Raw genomic sequence first — 17,734 nt, 5'->3', positions numbered from 1 at the left:
AATTATAGTTCTTGGTGTTGGTTTTTACCGACAAATTGCGGATTGACTTTTTTAGATGAATAGACTTAATTTTTGATGATAACGATCAGTAGCACGAATATTTATGAGTCGTTTCATTGAAGACAAAAAAAGTGTGAAACAACTAAAATATACAACTTAAAAGGTTAACGACAGACCGACCGAATAAAGGTGAACGGTTGACTCTATTGAGGGTGGCAGTTGAATTTGTGTAAAGTACCCATTGGCTGGCTCTTCTCGCCCTTCAATGTATTGCCATTCGAGATTCAGATTCAGTTGACGAGTTATGTTGTAACGAGTCCCAATGAGGTAAGACTCATTTTTGACACGATTGCGCTGTTGCCCATATTGAATATAGGGAATCCATTTCCCGAGTGTGTAGTCAAACCCAGCGTACCAATCTGGATCAAAGTCGTTTGAGAACAGTATTTCAGATTGAAAGTGCAGCTCGTCAAAGTAGTAGCTGGCCCCTAAAGTCACTAAATCTACATTGTTATTCGTTCTGCCATTGCTGACCAGTGGGCTAGTAATGGTGACATTGGATCGAAGGTAGCTAAATCTGAATTCATTGTCGTTATAAAGTATTTGAGAACTGATGCCCGGGCTTGCTTTGGTTTCAAATCGGCTGGCTACGCCATACAGATTTTGATCAATGTCCGATGATGAAGTCACAAAGGGCGAGACGATCAATTGGGTGTTGTCCGTTAACTCAAAGTTCCAGTCTAGCCGCCCTCCATCAAAATGGGTTAGCCCTAAGTCGAATGAATAGACACTGATTGGCAAACGCAACCAAGGGTACGCAGAAGAGACATAATAGACTTCGGATAGCATGTAGAGTGGAACTCTTAACCTTCCCACCTTGACTTGGTAGTTTCGGTTGGCAAATTCGATGAAGGCTTGCTCTAATTCAGGCGAAGAAAAGTGGTCTTGAGGCCGCTTTACCACTTGAGCTGAAGCGCGCCAGTGATCGTTAATGTCGGCATCCAATTGAAGCCCAACGGCGGTATCACAATCAAAGCACCATTCGTCGGATATCTCTCTATTTATGATCAGTGGTGTGTTGGCATCTGTTTTAGCGGCGGAAAAAGTGGCAAAACCGCTGAGCCGAATGGATTCTGAAACATTGATTTGAGCTGCGCACCAGGGCGCATAAACAATGAGTAGCAATGTAAACCATACCTTCATATTCTAGCCTTAATTATCTGTTTTATAGAGAATATTCATATCGATTGTGACGTTGTTAATTGGTAAATAAGCAATGCCATTTTGATGTTTATTAAGCCATTGGATGACATCTAGCGGGTTTTCAGTTTTCAATTCAAAGGGCGCCTTTGCCTTGCCTGAGAAGCTTTGTCTGGCCCAAATCGCATTCATTTGTGATGGATTCTTTCCCAGTATTTTTAAGTAGAACTCTTCTCGTTGATTCGATACGGCTGGTAAATCAACGAGTCGCGTTCGAGTGCCGCTTATAGAGGTAAGCCGTCCTCTATACAGCATTTTTACTTGGCTGGAACGAAGGGAAGGAAAGTCGTGATTAAGCGAGACAATAGCGTAGTCGTAAGCGGTGACTTGGAATGAGAACAAACAGAGCAAGCATAGGTAATTCAGACGGCTCAAGTACACTCCTTTGACTTTGAGTCTGATGGTTATGGTGAAAATTTTCATATGAAACTGAATCTTTACTACTATTAAAAGTAGGTTAGGACGAGATAGTTTCAAGGGAAAGGACTTAATGCTGCTCACAAAATTATCAATTAAACTAAGGCTGATTGTTCTCTGCCTTGTCCCACTGATGATAATTGTTGGATTCTCCTATTCGTATATTGGGATGATTCAAGTTCGGCTTCATAGTCATACGGTCACTACCGAGAAGGTGGACGCCTTAGAGTTACTCACGGAAATAAACAATAATTTATATCAGTTACTTACGGAAAAAATTCAGCAAGGTGAATCGAATCTTGATACGAAACTCCAAGCACTTAGCAGCAAGTTAGATGCCCTGGCTGCTGTTGCTCATACGAGTGAACATTCCCACCATGGCATCGAGAGCGATAACCTTGTTTCACTGCAGATTGAGGATTTGAAGTACTTAGTTCAAGACATTAAAGAAGCGAGCCCCAGTGAGATCATCGATTTAGGAAATCTCGTCTTTGAGGTGGTCCATGAGCTGAACAGTGAGCTGCATAAAGTCACCAGTCATGACTCCTCTCTGGAAATTCACGAGCTAGAGTTAGTCTTTAGTGATTTGAATTGGTTTCTTTTCTGGATGCAGAGAGAGGCCTGGCTTGCACAAGTGATCGCAGAACAAAACCTACCCTATGTTGAATATCGATCTGAGTATTTCATGACGTCCGAACGTCAACAATTCTATCTTGATAAGTTTATTACTGGTGCCAACAATGAACAGTTAAAATCATTGGTGTCGCTGTTTGCGCGTAAAGAGTTCACTCAAGGCAACATGGTGAAGGAAAAGGCACTGAGTGCGCAGATGTCCGCGAAAGAACTTAAGGGGTACATTGGTAATATTGAGCAAAGATACAGTTTGGTAAACCAACAGATCACCATTTTTAACGATTTGCTGACTACAAACTTAGCCCAAAGTATGCAAACAGCTAAGACTCAAATATTAGCTATCTCTATTGCGGGGCTTGTGCTTGTCTTGTTTATCTTTTACTGGGGGGCAAGCACGCTTTACCGCATTAATACGAAGTTGAAGAAAATCCTCACCACAATGGGCCATATTGGTCAGACGGAAGTGGCGCTTATCGAGAACGACGGTAATGATGAATTTACGCGTTTCGCTTCAGGGCTCAATCGCATTATCACTGAACAGAAAGAGCATGAACGCAGCTTAATCCAAGCCAAAGAAGCCGCGGTTGCCGCAAATAAAGCGAAAAGTGCCTTTCTCGCCAATATGTCACACGAAATACGCACACCATTAAATGGCATTATTGGCATGACGGAAATCCTGTCAGAAAGTCACTTGAATTCGAGTCAACGAGACGTCCTTGCTGATATTGATACATCGTCTCAGTCGCTGTTGGTGTTGCTCAATGATATTCTCGATCTGTCTAAGATTGAATCAGGCAACTTAGTGCTTGCACCTAATGATGTCGATGTGAAGGAGCTGGTTTACGAGTCCGTGAATATGATGACCTCGAAGTCAGTGAGCCAGTTGGTAGAGCTAGCGATTGAGATCGCAGACGACATACCGACTCGACTGAAGATTGATGAGTTTAGGTTGAAGCAAGTATTGATGAACTTACTCTCGAATGCCGTGAAGTTTACCAAGCATGGAGTCGTGACGACCAAAGTAGAGTACGTTGATGATGGTGAACAAACCTGCCTGAAATTGACCATTATCGATACGGGTGTTGGCATCGAGAAGTCGAAGCTTGATTCTATTTTCAATCCTTTTACTCAAGAAGATGGCAGTATCACAAGGAAATATGGCGGCACTGGGCTGGGGCTTGCTATTTGTTGTCAGCTCGTTGAGTTAATGAAGGGAAGTTTGAATGTTGAATCCACCAAAGGGTTAGGCAGTAGCTTTCAGTGTACGATTCCTGTTGAGGCTGCAGAATCTCAGCCTGCTCGCGCTACCTTCCCACTCAAAGCGCTCTTTATTTCCAATCACTCTAACTACACGGAAATGCTTATCAAAGAATGCCGACTCTACGGAGTGGCGGTGACGCATTACGAAAAAGCTGAACACTCTCTAAACGACATCAGCAAGTACGATTTGATTCTCTATTGTAAATCGACAGAGGCAAGTGCTCATCAAGAGGTGTCAGCGTTAAGACAGCAGTTTCCAGCAGCAGAGGTCATTGGCTGTCAGCACCATTTAACCATCTCTCCAGATCTCGCGAGTCGAGTATCAGCGACCATTACGTTGCCGATACTCGGACGCCGTTTTGAAAAAGTACTGGCGAAATGTGTCGATGAACACAGTGGGCAAAGTGCTCTGGTTGATATTGTCCTTTCGTCTCAGCCTATCTATTCAACCAAGCGTGTTTTGATCGTTGAAGATAATTTGATGAACCAAAAGATCGCCAGTTTCTTCCTAGACAAAATCGGTATGGATTACAGCATTGCGAGTAATGGGTTGGAAGCGCTTCAAGCGATAACCAATGGTCAACCTTTTACCGCGGTACTCATGGATTGCATGATGCCCGTCATGGATGGGCTGACTGCCACGAGAAAGATCAGAGAGTGGGAAGTGGAAAATGGCAAACCGAAAATACCCATTATTGCCTTAACCGCAAGTGTGCTCGATGAAGAAGTGGCTAGCTGCTTTGATGCAGGGATGGACGCCTATTTGCCCAAGCCTTATAAATCACAGCAGCTATTCGATATTTTTAATCAGTTGAAACTCGCGTAATTCACGCAATGGATGGATAGACGTTTTATTTCAGTGTGTCTAACGGTAACCAGTTTACTTTCACACCGGCTTGCAGGAACATATCTTGGCTGATCTTAATCTTGTCGCCCCAACGCGATAGAAAATCTTCCGTCTGCTCTGGGCAGTGAACCGCAGAAATGCCCGTTTGAATGATCTTTGCCGCACAATTCGGACAAGGGAAATGCGTCACCCAAATCTCACAGCTGTCTAAATCGCGTTTAGCAAAAAGGATGGCATTTTCTTCCGCATGAAGTGTTTTCAGATATTTCATGTCTCGCTCATCGGTATCGGCGCTGTCTGAGATGCCATGTGGGTATCCATTGAAGCCAACAGAAACGATGCGATTGTTTTTGGTAATGACCGCGCCAACTTGAGTGGAAGGATCTTTACTCCAAGAGCCGACAAGCTCAGCCATTTGAAAAAAACGTTGTGACCATTTAGAGATCATTGGAGTTCCTTAACTAATATTGAATGATGAAAGAGGTATCTGGTTATTATATCGACTTACTGTTGCTTAGCACCCAGTAATTGACTGGAATTGGCGGTAATTTGGTGTCCTATTGTCGCTAAAACGACCAATTCGTAAAAACAGTTCAATAAAAGCTTCCTTATTTACCACGATAGCTTGTGAGATATCTCTTACAAACCTGTGAGACTATTGGTTTCTCTCTTGAAGAAAACAAGAATATGCAAGCCTTAACCATTTGATATTAAATGGCTTGTTTGAATCTTGAACGGTTGGGTTATAGATTCATTCACAACACGGTCATTGTTCGCTGCCGAGCGAAAACGTATTCTAACCATGTTGTCAGCAAGGAGCGGACACGGAACAGGAAAGACCCAAGGATTGGTCATCTTCAGGACGAAGATATGGTTATTCAGGAAGAATAGTCAGCAAGGATTGCAAAGGACATTAGCCGGACGCTAGTAGCTAGGATGGTTACAAGACCGATTAATGGACGCTTAAAGGAATAAGAAAAATCTTTATTAGGATGATGAAGTCAGGACACTACTCATGGATTGGGTGATGTGAGTTAGCGAGGATAGCTAACGGGCAGGATAGCCGAGGACACCGCTAGGAAGGCGATGATAAGGAAGAGCTGAAGGAATCAGCATACTATCAAGGATTCGATGCAGGGAGCATCATATTGTAGCCGGATTGCTGCGAGTAAGAATAGAAAACCCACTAAGTTAACGCTTAGTGGGTTTTTTCTTTTTCAGTCGCTGAAAAGCATCGTTTCTCTGAGGTTTATCTCTCAGTGTTGCTACTGCACGAAAGTTTCATTTCAAATCACCGTTATTTCATAGGATATTGAATCTAGCTCACCTTATCGAATTTTGGATTTATAGTAGACTGAGGATAAACGGCTCTTCAAACTAGATAAAAAATTAAGGGAATGAATGGATTTTATTATCGGATGCTATAGCGATGGTCTTAAGACAGACGAGGGTGTGCTTTGTGTAGAGTTAAACGGACACTCTGGTAAATTGACACAAAAGCATGTGATGCTTCAAACTGAAAATCCGTCTTATGTGGCTTCTACTCCTCAAGCCAAATACACAGCAAACGAAGTAGCGAAAGAGACCCCACCTCGATTACATACGCTGATCGATTCCTCTAGTGATACGTTGGACTTAAATGGCGATTCTCCATGCCATATTTCGATTGATAAACACCATCAGTTTATTGCTATTTCTCATTATGGATCTGGAAACGTGAATGTTTGTACGCTGCGTTCAACGGGCCAACCGATAGAGCTCATTGCCGATCTCTTTGTTGATGGCAGTAGTGTGAACGTAGATAGGCAGGCATCGCCTCATGCGCACCAAGCTCTGTTTTTATCCACGCGCGACCAGCTAGCGGTTGTTGATCTTGGCTCTGATGCCATTCATTTTTTTCAGTATGACCGCGCTTTGCTCACCTTTGATAAGACACCTGTGCAGACCGTATCTATTCCTGCTGGGAACGGCCCTCGTCATCTGGTGTTTGATGCGCTTGAACAAACCGCTTATGTGGTGTGTGAGCTGTCTGAAACGCTGATTACGCTGAAAGATATTGATGATGAATGGTTAGTCGTGGATGAAACGGATCTATTGCCTGGCCAGAAAAAGGGAGAAGCGGCATCGGCCGTTAAACTGTCTCCTGATGAACAGTTTTTGTACGTATCGTGCCGCCATCAAAACCAGATCGCTATTTTTTCTGTTGATGGCGCGTTGCCGAAGTTTATTGAATCAGTCGGCAGTGAAGGGGAGTTTCCAAGAGACTTTGCTATCAGTGAAGATGGCTTATGGTGTGTGGTCGCCAATCAAAACTCCAATGTGCTTGTTAGCTATAAACGCAATATAGAAACGGGACTTCTGAGCTTTACAGGGCACTCATTGGAAGCCAATGCACCTGTTTGTGTTAGCCAATTGAGCTAGTTATTCAAGATAGTAAATCGAGCTTGTTATTCGAGATAGTAAATTGAAATCAGTACTCGGCATTCTTGCACTGAACCTAAATAAAAAGAGAGCGATAATTCGCTCTCTTTTTGATTGCTACGTGTCTTTCGAGTGCGGTTACTCGATTGGGCGCTTATGCTTCGGTACGTAATTCAAAATAGAAATAGGTACTTCCTTAGTTGGCTTGAACCCTTCAATTTCTCGACGTTCAATTAAGTGGCCTAAGCGGCTTTCAATCATGCACAGGTTCTTAAAGTTGTCTTTAGAGACAAACGATATCGCTTCGCCTTTTGCACCTGCACGTCCAGTACGACCAATACGGTGAACATACTCATCCGCTGGGTAAGGTAGATCGTAATTAAGGACGCGAGTTAGGTTTTGGATGTCGATACCACGCGCCGCGACGCCTGTTGAAATCAGGTATTTAATCTTGCCGTCTTTAAAATCGGTCAATAGTTTAGAGCGGACTTCTTGGCTTCGGCCACTGTGGAAGGGTTCTGCCTCAATGCCACGTTTCTCTAATTGAGAAGCCAGTTTTGCCGCCCCTTTCTTCGTTTCAATGAAAATAAGCGCTTGATCCCAATCATTTTCTTGGATCATATGGCTGAGTAGTGCTGATTTCTTATCTTTGTCGACCGTTACAAGCCATTGTTCGATGCTGTCTTTAGACGCGCTATGCTTGGCAATGGAAATTTCAGCAGGCTCGTCAATGGCCGTTCTCGCCAGTTCACGAACAGGGTTAGAAAGGGTTGCTGAAAACAGTAAGTTTTGAATGTTTTGCGGCAGGCGAGCAATGATTTTATTGATGTCTTCAATAAAGCCCATGTCGAGCATGCGGTCCGCTTCATCTAGAACGAAGGTTTCAACTTCTTCGAAGTGAACAGCATGTTGGCCGTATAAGTCTAGAAGTCGGCCTGGTGTAGCAACCAGCACGTCAATACCATCAATAAGAAGTTGCTTCTGCGGTTTTTCACTAACGCCACCGTAAACGGCCGTTGAAGTAAGGTTGAGGTGTTTACCGTAAGCATTGATGCTTTTTTCGACCTGAATCGCGAGCTCGCGAGTTGGAGTCAGGATGAGAGCACGAATACGTTTTTTACGTTTAGTTTCACCTCTGCTTAGCATCTCAAGGATTGGTAAGACAAAACTGGCTGTTTTACCTGTCCCCGTCTGAGCCGCAGCAATTAGGTTCTGCCCTGACAAAACAAGCGGAATGGCCTTTTGTTGAATCTCGGTTGGTTTATCGTAACCAAGTTCATTGATGGCTTGAAGAAGTGGGGCGCTTAATCCTAATTTAGAAAATGGCATTGACGGTCTCGGTAATAGTAATGGGTATAAATAACAGGCTGAGCGATGAGTAAAGATTGCATAATTCAGATTGAATACGTATTTCTAATCAACCCAACCTTACACACCGCAATGCAGCTAAGGCGCGCAGTGTAACATGCCAATATGGCATTCCAAGCGCTTTCAATGGTTCTAATTATAGCGCCTCTTTGTTCAGAAGCGCTTCGACGGCTGTTTTCTTGGTTTTACTGATTTTTTTCATAAAATCAAAGCTGACGTCGCTGTTAATCCTACTTTCAACATCATTCACCATCGAAAGCCATAATTTTGCAGTGACCTCAGAATCGGCTAATGCTCGGTGAAATACTCCGTCGTTCTCAATTTGCCTGAATTTAACCAGTTCTCCGAGCTTATGGCTGGGTGCATCCTGAATAAGGCGTCGTGCCACCAAAAGTGAACAGACGAACTGGCCACTGTAATCACGATCAATCAGATCGAGCTCGGCGTCTAGAAACCGTTGATCAAATGAAGCGTTATGCGCCACCAAGTGACTGTCTTGAATGAATTCAGAAAACTCACTCATCACTTGCTCATTGCTGGGTGCCCCTGCCAGCATATTATTAGTGATCCCAGTATAGCTCTCTATAAAACTACTGACACGAAAGCCCGGATTCATGAGCTGTTGAAAGCTATCAATGACTTCACCATCGGCTACTTTTACGGCACCAATCTCAATTGCTCTGTCGCCCATGTTGGGGGACAAACCTGTGGTTTCAAAATCGAGGATAATAATGGACTTAGCAGAGGTGGGGATCATGGGTTGCCTGTGTAGAAAAGAAATAAAATACGAGGCAAATTATAGCAAGGATCTCACTGCTCAAACTAGTCATTTACATTGGCCATTGTCATCAATAGATTATCATTATGGCACTGTGCCTGTTTCAAATAGACGCAGGCAAGTAATGGGCTCACCATCGACATAGAGTAAGAATAATATGAGACAACAGGCGAAAGCGGACGTTCTATTGCAACTGTTTCACCGAGAGTGCATCAGTGCGCCTGCCGTTGAGCCAGAAACGATCGACCCTAAATTCCGCGCAAGTGATGAGTACGAACAGTGGCGGCGTGGTAAAGCCGATATCATGGACAATGAAGTGCTACAGTCACCGTGGATTAAAACGTGCACAGAGGGCTATATCACAGAGCTTACCTTTTACTCTGACGGTACCCTAGACGAATATAAACTGTTTGACCGATTGCATACGACTGGCCAATGGAAATTGGAAGATGGCTTGCTGATTGTTCGAATCATTAAAGGAGAGAATCAGTACGAGTTCGCAGTCATAGGGCAAAGTGAGAATAGCCTCTATTCAGCCATAGAATATAAGAATGGTGAACTTCACTCTTACCTTAAGCTCGTGCCGACGCGTCCAAAGTAGGTAGAGCAAGAGCGCTCAATGTTGTTTTAGTTCTTTTTAGTTGTGGCTGAACCTATTCACCTCTATTATGACAATCTGTTGGTTACGCTTATGGCTGATTAGATGTCTGCTCACTTAATAAAATTGTTCTGGTTGACAATACTTGCATTGCTTATGCCGTCGCAAGCGTTCGCATACCTAGCAAAAAGTGATCAAGCTTTAAATGGCGTTCAAACTACGCCAGCGACAGTCAGCCAAGGTGATGTAAGCTTTCTCACACTTGAGGCCTCACTGCCTTCTGAGCAAAGCATTCCAGATTCACCAGTTCCAAAGCCTGTTTCTCAATCTGAAGTCAGTGATAGCGCCATTGCTATCGTTAATTCAAACCGCTGGCTGAGCTCTTCTTCTACAATCGAAGAGACCAATGATCGAGACAGTGAGTTCTTTGATGCGCTCACACACCTTCCTCATTACAAACAAGTTTTTCAACTTTCCTATTCATCCTTTGGTGACGCATTTGCGTCAGAACACCGAATTTCTGGTTGGAAAGAGTCCAACGCACTCTATGTCGCGTTAAATAGTCAGTTCTAATTCGATAAATCCTCACCGCTAAACATTACTTTTATTCATCTTGATAAGAACTTAGAGGGTCTTATCAATGCATTTAGCTTGATCTTCTGATCAAGGGACGGTTTATCTATGAAAAACAGATCGAAACTCAGCCATTCTAAGCAGGCGGCGTCTGCACGTGTTATGAATCGCTACCCAATGTGGAAATACGTGGTGCTCATTACCACCATTCTTATCTTAACGTTAAGCGCCATTCCAACTTGGTACGGAGAGCAGCCTTCTATTCAGCTCTCATTTGACCAACCATTGGCTGGCCAAGCATCCACAGCCGGATCCCAGCATAACCCTGAGAAGTCATCGCCTTATTCGGTCGTTGAACTGAATAGCCTTTTAACCAATCAAGGCGTATTGGCAAGTCAAATCGAACAGCTCGGCAGTGATTTTACCTTAACGTTTGATTCGGAAGCAGACCAAAGCAAAGCTCGTACGATACTTGATGGTGTTATAGGCGAAAAGGACAGCATTAGCTTCTCCTATATGTCGGCGGCGCCAAAGTGGTTTACCGATTTTGGATTCAGTCCAATCAAACTTGGTCTAGATTTGCGCGGTGGTGTTCAATTTCTGCTGAATGTTGATGTAGATAAAGCCTTTGAAGAGCAAAGAGACGCAATGCTTGATGAGTCTCGTGATGCATTGCGTCAAGAACGCATTCGAGGTGCTCGTTTCAATAAGGTTGGTGTAGATGGTTTTGTCGTGGCCGCTCAGTCTCCTCAAGCACTGAACACCGTAGCGAGTTTGATTCAAAACAACTACTCGGGTTGGCAAGTACAACGTCAATCCGATTCGATTACGGTGACACCGACTGAGCAAAATAGAACCGAATTTCAAACGATTACTCTTCAGCAAAACTTGAAAATTATGCGTGATCGTATTGAAGAACTCGGCATCACCGAAGCTTTGGTTCAACGACAGGGTGAAAGTGGGATTCGTATTGAACTGCCTGGCGTTCAAGACCCAACACAAGCGAAAAATGTTATCGGTGCAACGGCAAGCTTGTCATTTCATCAAGCAAAGTCAACGTCAGACGGTATGACACCATCGGATAGGGTGTTGAGTGATGAAAATGGACAACCAGTCATGGTTTCAAAGCGCCCTGTATTGACGGGGGAGCACATCGTTAATGCCAGAGCAGGCGTGGATCAGATGGGAATGTCGGAGGTCAACATCTCTCTTGATCATGCTGGTGGCAAAAAGATGAGTGATTTTTCCAGTGCTAATATTGGAAAGCCGATGGCAACGGTCTATCGAGAATATACGACGAACGCACAGGGTGAGTCTCAGCGCAGCGAAAAGGTTATTTCTGTCGCGACGATTCAGTCCCAGCTAGGAAGTCAGTTCCGAATTACTGGTGCAGGTAGCATGGCTGAAGCGCAAGAGCTTGCCTTACTGCTAAGAGCAGGATCGTTGACTGCCCCAGTGACGATTGTTGAAGAGCGTACCATTGGGGCGTCACTGGGAGCTGAAAACATTCAAAATGGCTTTGCGGCATTGGCATTGGGAATGGGATTAACCCTGACATTCATGGCGCTCTGGTATCGCCGATTAGGTTGGGTTGCGAACACCGCCTTGCTGGCCAATATTGCCTGTTTACTTGGGCTTATCGCTTTGTTGCCCGGCGCGGTATTAACCCTACCAGGCATTGCTGGCCTAGTTCTCACGGTCGGCATGGCTGTTGATACAAACGTACTCATATTTGAACGCATTCGAGACAAGATTGCCGAAGGTCGTACGTTCGCTCAATCCATTGACCTTGGCTTTAGTAGTGCGCTGAGCACCATTCTTGACGCGAATGTCACAACCATGATCACCGCTGTCATTCTTTATTCTATTGGTAACGGCCCAATACAGGGCTTTGCATTGACACTAGGGCTAGGTTTATTAACCAGTATGTTCACGGGTGTCTTTGTTTCTCGCTCAATTATCAATCTCATTTGGGGTCGCGACGCTCGTCGTGAAGTTAAGGTGTAATCATGAAAACGACCAATACAATGAACATTAACCCATTTAAGAAAAACATCAGAAAGATTCGCTACTTCACCAGTTATGTCTCGTTATTTTTAATGCTTGTCTCTATGGCAGCGCTAGGCATGAAAGGCTTGAACATGGGGCTCGATTTTACGGGTGGCATGGTGACAGAGGTTCAACTTGATAAAGACGTTAGCCGAACCGAAGTTGTTGAGGCATTAAGCCCAAACCTTGGGGAGTTAGCGACCGTCACCAATGCCGGAGAAGAAGGTCGTTGGGTCATTCGCTATCCGATCCCCGAATCTGGCGAGCAAACCGTGCACCTAGAAGAGGTACTGTCGGCAGCGTCTAATCAGGTGGATGTGCTGAGCAATAGTATGGTCGGCTCTCAAGTCGGGGATGACTTGCTCAATCAAGGCGGATTGGCATTGCTGGTTTCGATGATGACCATTCTAGCCTATCTTTGTATTCGCTTTGAATGGAGACTGGCCAGCGGTTCGTTACTTGCCTTGTTGCATGACGTGGTACTGGTACTCGGCTTTTTCGCTGCGACGCAAATGGAATTCAACCTCACGGTATTTGCAGCGGTGCTGGCGATATTAGGTTACTCACTGAATGACTCCATTATTATCGCGGATCGGATTCGAGAGTTTCTGATTGCTAAGCAAGACGCACCCACAGCAGAAATCACCGACAATGCCGTGATTGCAACGTTCTCTAGAACGCTCGTCACATCTGGAACAACGTTGATTACAGTGTCGGCGCTGTGGCTCATGGGGGGCAGTGCGCTTGAAGGATTTTCTACTGCCATGTTCATTGGCATTTTGTCTGGCACTTGGTCTTCAATCTCAATTGGTACGGTTTTGCCTGAGTGGTTGGCTTTAGAGCCTAAGCATTATCTTCCCGTTGAAATAGACACTGCACCTTAGCAAGGGGTTAGCACTTAATCTATATAGGGTTTACATTGTAAATTTGATAAGAGAACTGCATTTGTAGTTCTCTTCTTGAAGTGTTTTTATATTTGTAAGTATAGGGAGCATCAATGAGAGCGCTTTAAAAGGGGGCGTTCTTCCTTTTTTCTTATTGAGTGAAGTGCCATTAATGTAATTTGAACATTGAGAATATAGGCTCAAAATACCTAACTCAATAACTCAATAACTCAATAACTCAATAACTCAATAGTTCTTTATGAATCGGTTTTACTCTAGGCTTTCATCACGGTTCAGGTTTGTGTAATTTTGTTTTTTATCCAGGGTCTCTTCTTCGACGTCATTCTCTTCTGAATCTTCATAGTACTTAACAACAAAAGGCGTGAGCATGACGCTTGAAGGTAGGAAATGTTTCATGTCGATATCTCGGTAAAACTACATAACTCCTTTATAGATTTTATTCACGTATAAGAAGTTGAGCTGGCGCATAAAAGGTTACCAATAATCGACAACATGCTGAGATTGAGCTAACGATCACCCAACTGAGTAGCATTCTATCCGTTGCTTCTGCCAAGAAAAGGATTAAACTGCTATTCGAATCTAAACTGCGACGGAGTTATGAGAGAAAATGAAGTACGATTGGATATTGTTTGATGCTGATGAAACTCTATTTCATTTTGATGCGTTCAAAGGGATGCAGCTGATGTTCTCTCGCAAGGGTGTCGATTTTACTGAGCAAGATTTCGATGTTTATCAGCAAGTGAATAAGCCACTTTGGGTTGATTATCAAAATGGTGACATTACGGCGCACCAGTTAAAGCATACTCGTTTTGAATCATGGGCAGAGCGTTTGAATACGACGACTGCCGAGTTAAATTCAGCCTTTTTGGAAGCGATGGCGGATATTTGTACGCTACTACCTGGTGCTAAAGAACTGATGGACTCACTGTCTGGGAAAGCGAAACTGGGCATCATTACCAACGGCTTTACCGAGCTACAAGCGATTCGTTTGGACAGAACAGGGATGACCGAATACTTTGAACAGGTGGTGATTTCTGAAGAAGTGGGTATTGCTAAGCCTGATCAGGGGATTTTTGCTCATGCGTTAGAACGTATGAATCAGCCATGTAAAAGCAAAGTTCTGATGGTGGGTGACAACCTGCACTCAGACATTCTTGGCGGTCTAAACTTTGGTATTGAAACGTGCTGGCTAAATTCTAACGGGGCTGAAGCGCATGCCGATATTCAGCCTCATTATACGGTCAGTTCTTTAAGTCAGCTACAATCAGTACTGTTGGGTTAATTCCCGTTATCTGCAACACTTATCAATCATTTATAGAGTGAATCAAGAAATAGACGCGAAAGAACCATTTGCTGAGTCCGGTTAGCGAACGTGGTTTGTCAGTGACTAGTCTTTAGGTGCGTATAAGGTGATGTAGTGGGGGAGTGATTTGGTTTCGCTGGTTTCAAATTCGTCTTCCAATATAGACATGGATTGAATTCTGTCTAACCGGAAGTGTCTGTAATCGTCTCTCAGTTCACACCAAGCAACGAGTGTCCAATTCTTGCCCCAGAATATCTGTCCAAGCGGTTGTAAGATACGTTCAGTTGTCGAACCATCTTCTGCGGTATAGTGAAGTGAGACTTTGTGTTTTTCATCAGTCGCATGGCGAAGGAGTTGGCCTCGCTTGGCGCTGTTGGACTGAATATGATAATCCGGTACCAATATAGGGAACGACTCGACTTGCTGCTTTAACTTATCGGGCAGTACCGACAAAATCTTAGTGGAAGCACTTCGTGACGCATTGGCAAGTTCTTCATCTGACCAGGCTCGCACCATTCTCATTCCTAGTTCGAGCGCCATCATCTCTTTTTCTGTAAACATAAGCGGTGGTAGGTGGGAACCCGCTTGAAGAATATAGCCGATTCCCGCCTCTCCGTGTATTGGAACACCGGAGCTAATAAGGGATTGAATGTCTCGATAAATGGTTCGCTCACTGACTTCCATCCTCTCAGCCAACTGCGCGGCAGTGATTGCGTAGCGCCGAGAGCGTAGAAGGGTCAATAGCTCAAACAATCGTTCAGACTTACTCATTTCAATCCCTAAATTCGCCAGTGAAAGGCTACGCTTGGCAACCACTGTCCATTTTAATGACTTGGTGACTAATATCTACAGATGTAGGGTCAATTAATGATACTAAGGGTTTACAGTGAGGGCTCGCCATGAATTGTTCTCCTGCTGATTTTGCTTCTTCCATTGAATTCCAATACACAGTGTCTGTCCAACTGTTGTTTCCTTCATTGTGGCTTAACGAGCGATAGAGAAATCCAGGCAGACTTTCAACAAACTGCTGGCTTTGCTCACTTGCCTCAATAAGCGCGCTTTCGCTTGTTGCTTCTACTAGTGAAAATTTAACGATCTCAATTACCTGACTCATAGTATTTCCTTGTTTGATAACATGTTTTTGGGTTCGAATATATAGTACAAGCCGTCAGTGTCAGAACGTGTCAGTAGTGATTGGGCAAGATGACGAGGTTACGGTGATAGAAAAATGAGTGCCACTGCTTGCCTATTGTTGAATATGCAATCTAAGCTAAAGGTATCTGATGCATATAAATAAGTTGAGTAGCTACCATAGAGTAGCGTTTTGCTATTGGATACGTCATTGGCTTAGAAAGGAGCAAGGGTGAGTTAACTGCCCTTGTGCGGAAAAAATTATGTCGATAGTAGGTAAAATTGAACAGTGGGATGAACGCAAAGGTTATGGCTTTATTTCTGTTGATAGGCAAGCGCCTAGAATACTCTTTCATCTTTCAGATCTCTCTGGCTACAGTCAAAAACCCCGCTTAAATGAAAGAGTCCACTTTACGTTAGCGAAAGATGCGCATGGTTCTTTTGTCGCGAAACATATAGAGCGTCCAATGGTTTTTGGATTTCCAATAGCCGTCATGGTTTGGTTTGTGACGATTCTCGCGTCAAGTGTGTGGCTTATTGAATATCCAGCGGTGTCTCTACTTTACTACGCGTTGGTGAGTACGGTTACGTATGTCTTTTATCTTTATGATAGTTCTGCAATGGTTGACGGGCAGACACGAGTGCCAGAGTTACTGCTTCATTTGCTTGCCATTATGGGGGGATGGATTGGTGCGACGATTGCTCAAGGAACGTTACGTCGAGAACCTTCGTCATTTAGCTATCAGTGGGGCTTTTGGATTTCAGTGGCTATCAACATCTCAGTGTACGCTTGGACGTTCACTCCAGAAGGAGAGAAAACACTGCATGAGTGGATAAGTGCTTTGCAACTTTCCGTATCATGAGCCGGATCGTATAAATTATAAAACGAACCCGTAAACGCCCATTGAATCAGAATTTAGTGGGCGTTTAGTGTTTGTCTATGGGTAACGTTCATTCAGTCATGATACCCAGTTCTTTTCTCTTGCGTTTGCTTAGCCCAGAGGCAACGAGCCGATAAGATTCAGACAAGTAGTACTCTAATTCATCATCAAGTGAGCCGTTTGTTTCTATTTGTTGAATCCATTTCATTCCTCTGTTGGCGAAGTAAGGCGCGGGAATATACCCTTCATGATCGCTAAGAAATGAAAAATTTTGGTCTGAGGTTTTGAACGTAAAGGCTGGCTGATTGTTCTTTCCTTGGAATCCGATGGCAAAGACCTTACCTCCAATTTTCCAAACATCTGAATTACCCCACTGCACGACATGGGTCGTGGCAGGAAACGCCTGACAAAATTGATTAAATTCTTCGTGATTCATAATGGGATGCCTTTCAACCGATAGTGACGTTTTCGCTATGTTACTTCTTGTGTTCTGGTATAGCTTGTTAAACTTTACAGGCCTATTGATAGGAAGCTTTAAGCTGTTTTAGAGAGCTCGGTACAATGATTTTATGCACTGGGCCAACGAAAAACATGTAAATTTTGCCAAGAAAATTGTTTACATGAACCACGGTTGTCGCGTGTACCGTCGCTTCGTTGCCATTGGGCTCAATGAGAAAAGAAATGCGCACATCCAGGTGTTTATCTCTATCCTCAACAATCATCTCACGTTCGGTATTGGACACGACCTTAAAAATTCCAATGGGATCTCCAGGTTTATAATCTTGGCTGGGTTTATCGTGGTCAAACTCATGCATTTGGCCTAAATGTTTTAATCCAAGTTTAGACACAATCCAGTTTCTTAATGCCATCAACTTGATTACCCAATTGGGTGTGTTTTTAGCAACTTCGGAATAGACGGCCAATGCAGATTGTCCGTGGTATTGAATCACAGTAGAAAAGCGATCGGCGAAGTAGGCGGTGTTCAATGAGCTGTATAGTTGGGTGTCATTTGGAATATCCACAAAGCGTCCTTAAGTAATCGCGAGTCAATTGGGTGGCTCGTTATCTTGCACTGGTTTCTATGAAAAAACGATTTAGCGAAAAAGCAGACCGATTAATCATCCTAAGCAAAACAACGGTTCATTCAATAGAGGCAAAATAAGCGTCTCTATTGAAACCAAAGCATCAATGAAAATCGACAGGGCAGAGTTAACGCTACCGTTACAATAACTTAGTTTACATAACTTTAGAAAGATTACTGGCTCAATGCTGGGAATCATCCGATCTTACATTTGCAGCAAGTGTGCCGC

18 protein-coding genes are annotated in these 17,734 nt (G+C 43.8%); 8 read left to right on the top strand and 10 right to left on the bottom strand.

Translation table 11 applies throughout. The features are described from left to right. Positions 1 to 156: 156 nt before the first annotated feature. Positions 157 to 1,203 (bottom strand): porin, encoded by a 1,047-nt coding sequence (locus BCU12_RS09895; protein WP_102404155.1) that lies wholly within the window; start codon positions 1,201 to 1,203, stop codon positions 157 to 159. Between the two features lie 9 nt (positions 1,204 to 1,212). Then, positions 1,213 to 1,635 carry a hypothetical protein gene (locus BCU12_RS09890; protein WP_241909795.1) on the bottom strand — a complete coding sequence of 141 codons (423 nt, stop codon included), beginning with the start codon at positions 1,633 to 1,635 and terminating at the stop codon, positions 1,213 to 1,215. A 115-nt stretch (positions 1,636 to 1,750) separates the two neighbouring features. Between BCU12_RS09890 and BCU12_RS09885 the strand changes: the two genes are divergently transcribed. Further along, complete coding sequence (locus BCU12_RS09885; protein ID WP_102404154.1) at positions 1,751 to 4,396, top strand: ATP-binding protein; 2,646 nt, start codon at positions 1,751 to 1,753, stop codon at positions 4,394 to 4,396. 25 nt (positions 4,397 to 4,421) lie between these two features. Here BCU12_RS09885 and BCU12_RS09880 read toward each other — a convergent pair whose 3' ends face one another. After that, on the bottom strand, positions 4,422 to 4,865 hold the full coding sequence (locus BCU12_RS09880) for a cytidine/deoxycytidylate deaminase family protein (protein WP_102404153.1): 444 nt from the start codon (positions 4,863 to 4,865) through the stop codon (positions 4,422 to 4,424). Positions 4,866 to 5,818: 953 nt separating this feature from the next. Between BCU12_RS09880 and BCU12_RS09875 the strand changes: the two genes are divergently transcribed. Further along, positions 5,819 to 6,838, top strand: coding sequence for a lactonase family protein (locus BCU12_RS09875; protein WP_102404152.1), 1,020 nt, complete (start codon positions 5,819 to 5,821; stop codon positions 6,836 to 6,838). A 138-nt stretch (positions 6,839 to 6,976) separates the two neighbouring features. Here the strand turns inward: BCU12_RS09875 and BCU12_RS09870 are convergent, their stop codons facing one another. Beyond that, on the bottom strand, positions 6,977 to 8,167 hold the full coding sequence (locus BCU12_RS09870; protein ID WP_102404151.1) for a DEAD/DEAH box helicase: 1,191 nt from the start codon (positions 8,165 to 8,167) through the stop codon (positions 6,977 to 6,979). Between the two features lie 175 nt (positions 8,168 to 8,342). Further along, positions 8,343 to 8,963, bottom strand: coding sequence for a 3'-5' exonuclease (locus BCU12_RS09865; RefSeq protein ID WP_102404150.1), 621 nt, complete (start codon positions 8,961 to 8,963; stop codon positions 8,343 to 8,345). A 178-nt stretch (positions 8,964 to 9,141) separates the two neighbouring features. Here BCU12_RS09865 and BCU12_RS09860 point away from each other — a divergent pair, with 178 nt between their 5' ends. The 4 genes from BCU12_RS09860 (at position 9,142) to secF (ending at position 13,088) form a co-directional block, all read left to right on the top strand. Continuing rightward, entirely contained in the window at positions 9,142 to 9,585 is a 444-nt protein-coding gene (locus tag BCU12_RS09860; RefSeq protein WP_102404149.1) for a hypothetical protein, read from the top strand. 102 nt (positions 9,586 to 9,687) lie between these two features. Next, the gene (locus tag BCU12_RS09855) at positions 9,688 to 10,155 is read left to right on the top strand and encodes a hypothetical protein (RefSeq protein WP_102404148.1); all 468 of its coding nucleotides are present in this window, start codon (positions 9,688 to 9,690) and stop codon (positions 10,153 to 10,155) included. A gap of 108 nt (positions 10,156 to 10,263) precedes the next feature. Further along, the gene (gene secD, locus BCU12_RS09850; RefSeq protein WP_102404147.1) at positions 10,264 to 12,162 is read left to right on the top strand and encodes a protein translocase subunit SecD; all 1,899 of its coding nucleotides are present in this window, start codon (positions 10,264 to 10,266) and stop codon (positions 12,160 to 12,162) included. A gap of 2 nt (positions 12,163 to 12,164) precedes the next feature. Further along, complete coding sequence (gene secF / locus BCU12_RS09845; protein ID WP_241909794.1) at positions 12,165 to 13,088, top strand: protein translocase subunit SecF; 924 nt, start codon at positions 12,165 to 12,167, stop codon at positions 13,086 to 13,088. 270 nt (positions 13,089 to 13,358) lie between these two features. On the opposite strand, the gene BCU12_RS23465 is transcribed toward secF, so the two are convergent. Continuing rightward, the gene (locus BCU12_RS23465) at positions 13,359 to 13,505 is read right to left on the bottom strand and encodes a hypothetical protein (protein ID WP_198599300.1); all 147 of its coding nucleotides are present in this window, start codon (positions 13,503 to 13,505) and stop codon (positions 13,359 to 13,361) included. Positions 13,506 to 13,716: 211 nt separating this feature from the next. On the opposite strand from BCU12_RS23465, the gene yjjG reads away from it, so the two are divergent. Next, positions 13,717 to 14,391, top strand: coding sequence for a pyrimidine 5'-nucleotidase (gene yjjG, locus BCU12_RS09840; RefSeq protein WP_102404146.1), 675 nt, complete (start codon positions 13,717 to 13,719; stop codon positions 14,389 to 14,391). A gap of 105 nt (positions 14,392 to 14,496) precedes the next feature. On the opposite strand, the gene BCU12_RS09835 is transcribed toward yjjG, so the two are convergent. Together BCU12_RS09835 and BCU12_RS09830 are read right to left on the bottom strand one after the other, a co-directional pair. Beyond that, on the bottom strand, positions 14,497 to 15,183 hold the full coding sequence (locus BCU12_RS09835; RefSeq protein ID WP_102404145.1) for a YafY family protein: 687 nt from the start codon (positions 15,181 to 15,183) through the stop codon (positions 14,497 to 14,499). Between the two features lie 28 nt (positions 15,184 to 15,211). Continuing rightward, positions 15,212 to 15,526, bottom strand: a complete 315-nt coding sequence (locus BCU12_RS09830; RefSeq protein ID WP_102404144.1) for a hypothetical protein — start codon at positions 15,524 to 15,526, stop codon at positions 15,212 to 15,214. Between the two features lie 280 nt (positions 15,527 to 15,806). On the opposite strand from BCU12_RS09830, the gene BCU12_RS09825 reads away from it, so the two are divergent. Continuing rightward, a complete protein-coding gene (locus BCU12_RS09825; RefSeq protein WP_102404143.1) occupies positions 15,807 to 16,406 on the top strand; it encodes a DUF1294 domain-containing protein in 600 nt (199 codons plus the stop codon). An 88-nt stretch (positions 16,407 to 16,494) separates the two neighbouring features. On the opposite strand, the gene BCU12_RS09820 is transcribed toward BCU12_RS09825, so the two are convergent. Continuing rightward, positions 16,495 to 16,860: an MmcQ/YjbR family DNA-binding protein gene (locus BCU12_RS09820; protein ID WP_102404142.1), complete on the bottom strand. Its 366-nt coding sequence runs from the start codon at positions 16,858 to 16,860 to the stop codon at positions 16,495 to 16,497. Between the two features lie 82 nt (positions 16,861 to 16,942). Then, positions 16,943 to 17,446: a DUF2867 domain-containing protein gene (locus BCU12_RS09815; protein WP_102404141.1), complete on the bottom strand. Its 504-nt coding sequence runs from the start codon at positions 17,444 to 17,446 to the stop codon at positions 16,943 to 16,945. Between the last annotated feature and the right edge of the window lie 288 nt (positions 17,447 to 17,734).

The organism is Vibrio sp. 10N.261.55.A7 (assembly GCF_002877365.1).
GTDB lineage: Bacteria > Pseudomonadota > Gammaproteobacteria > Enterobacterales > Vibrionaceae > Vibrio.
The sequence above is the reverse complement of the archived record's forward strand: the minus strand, read 5'-3'. Positions and strand labels throughout refer to the sequence as shown.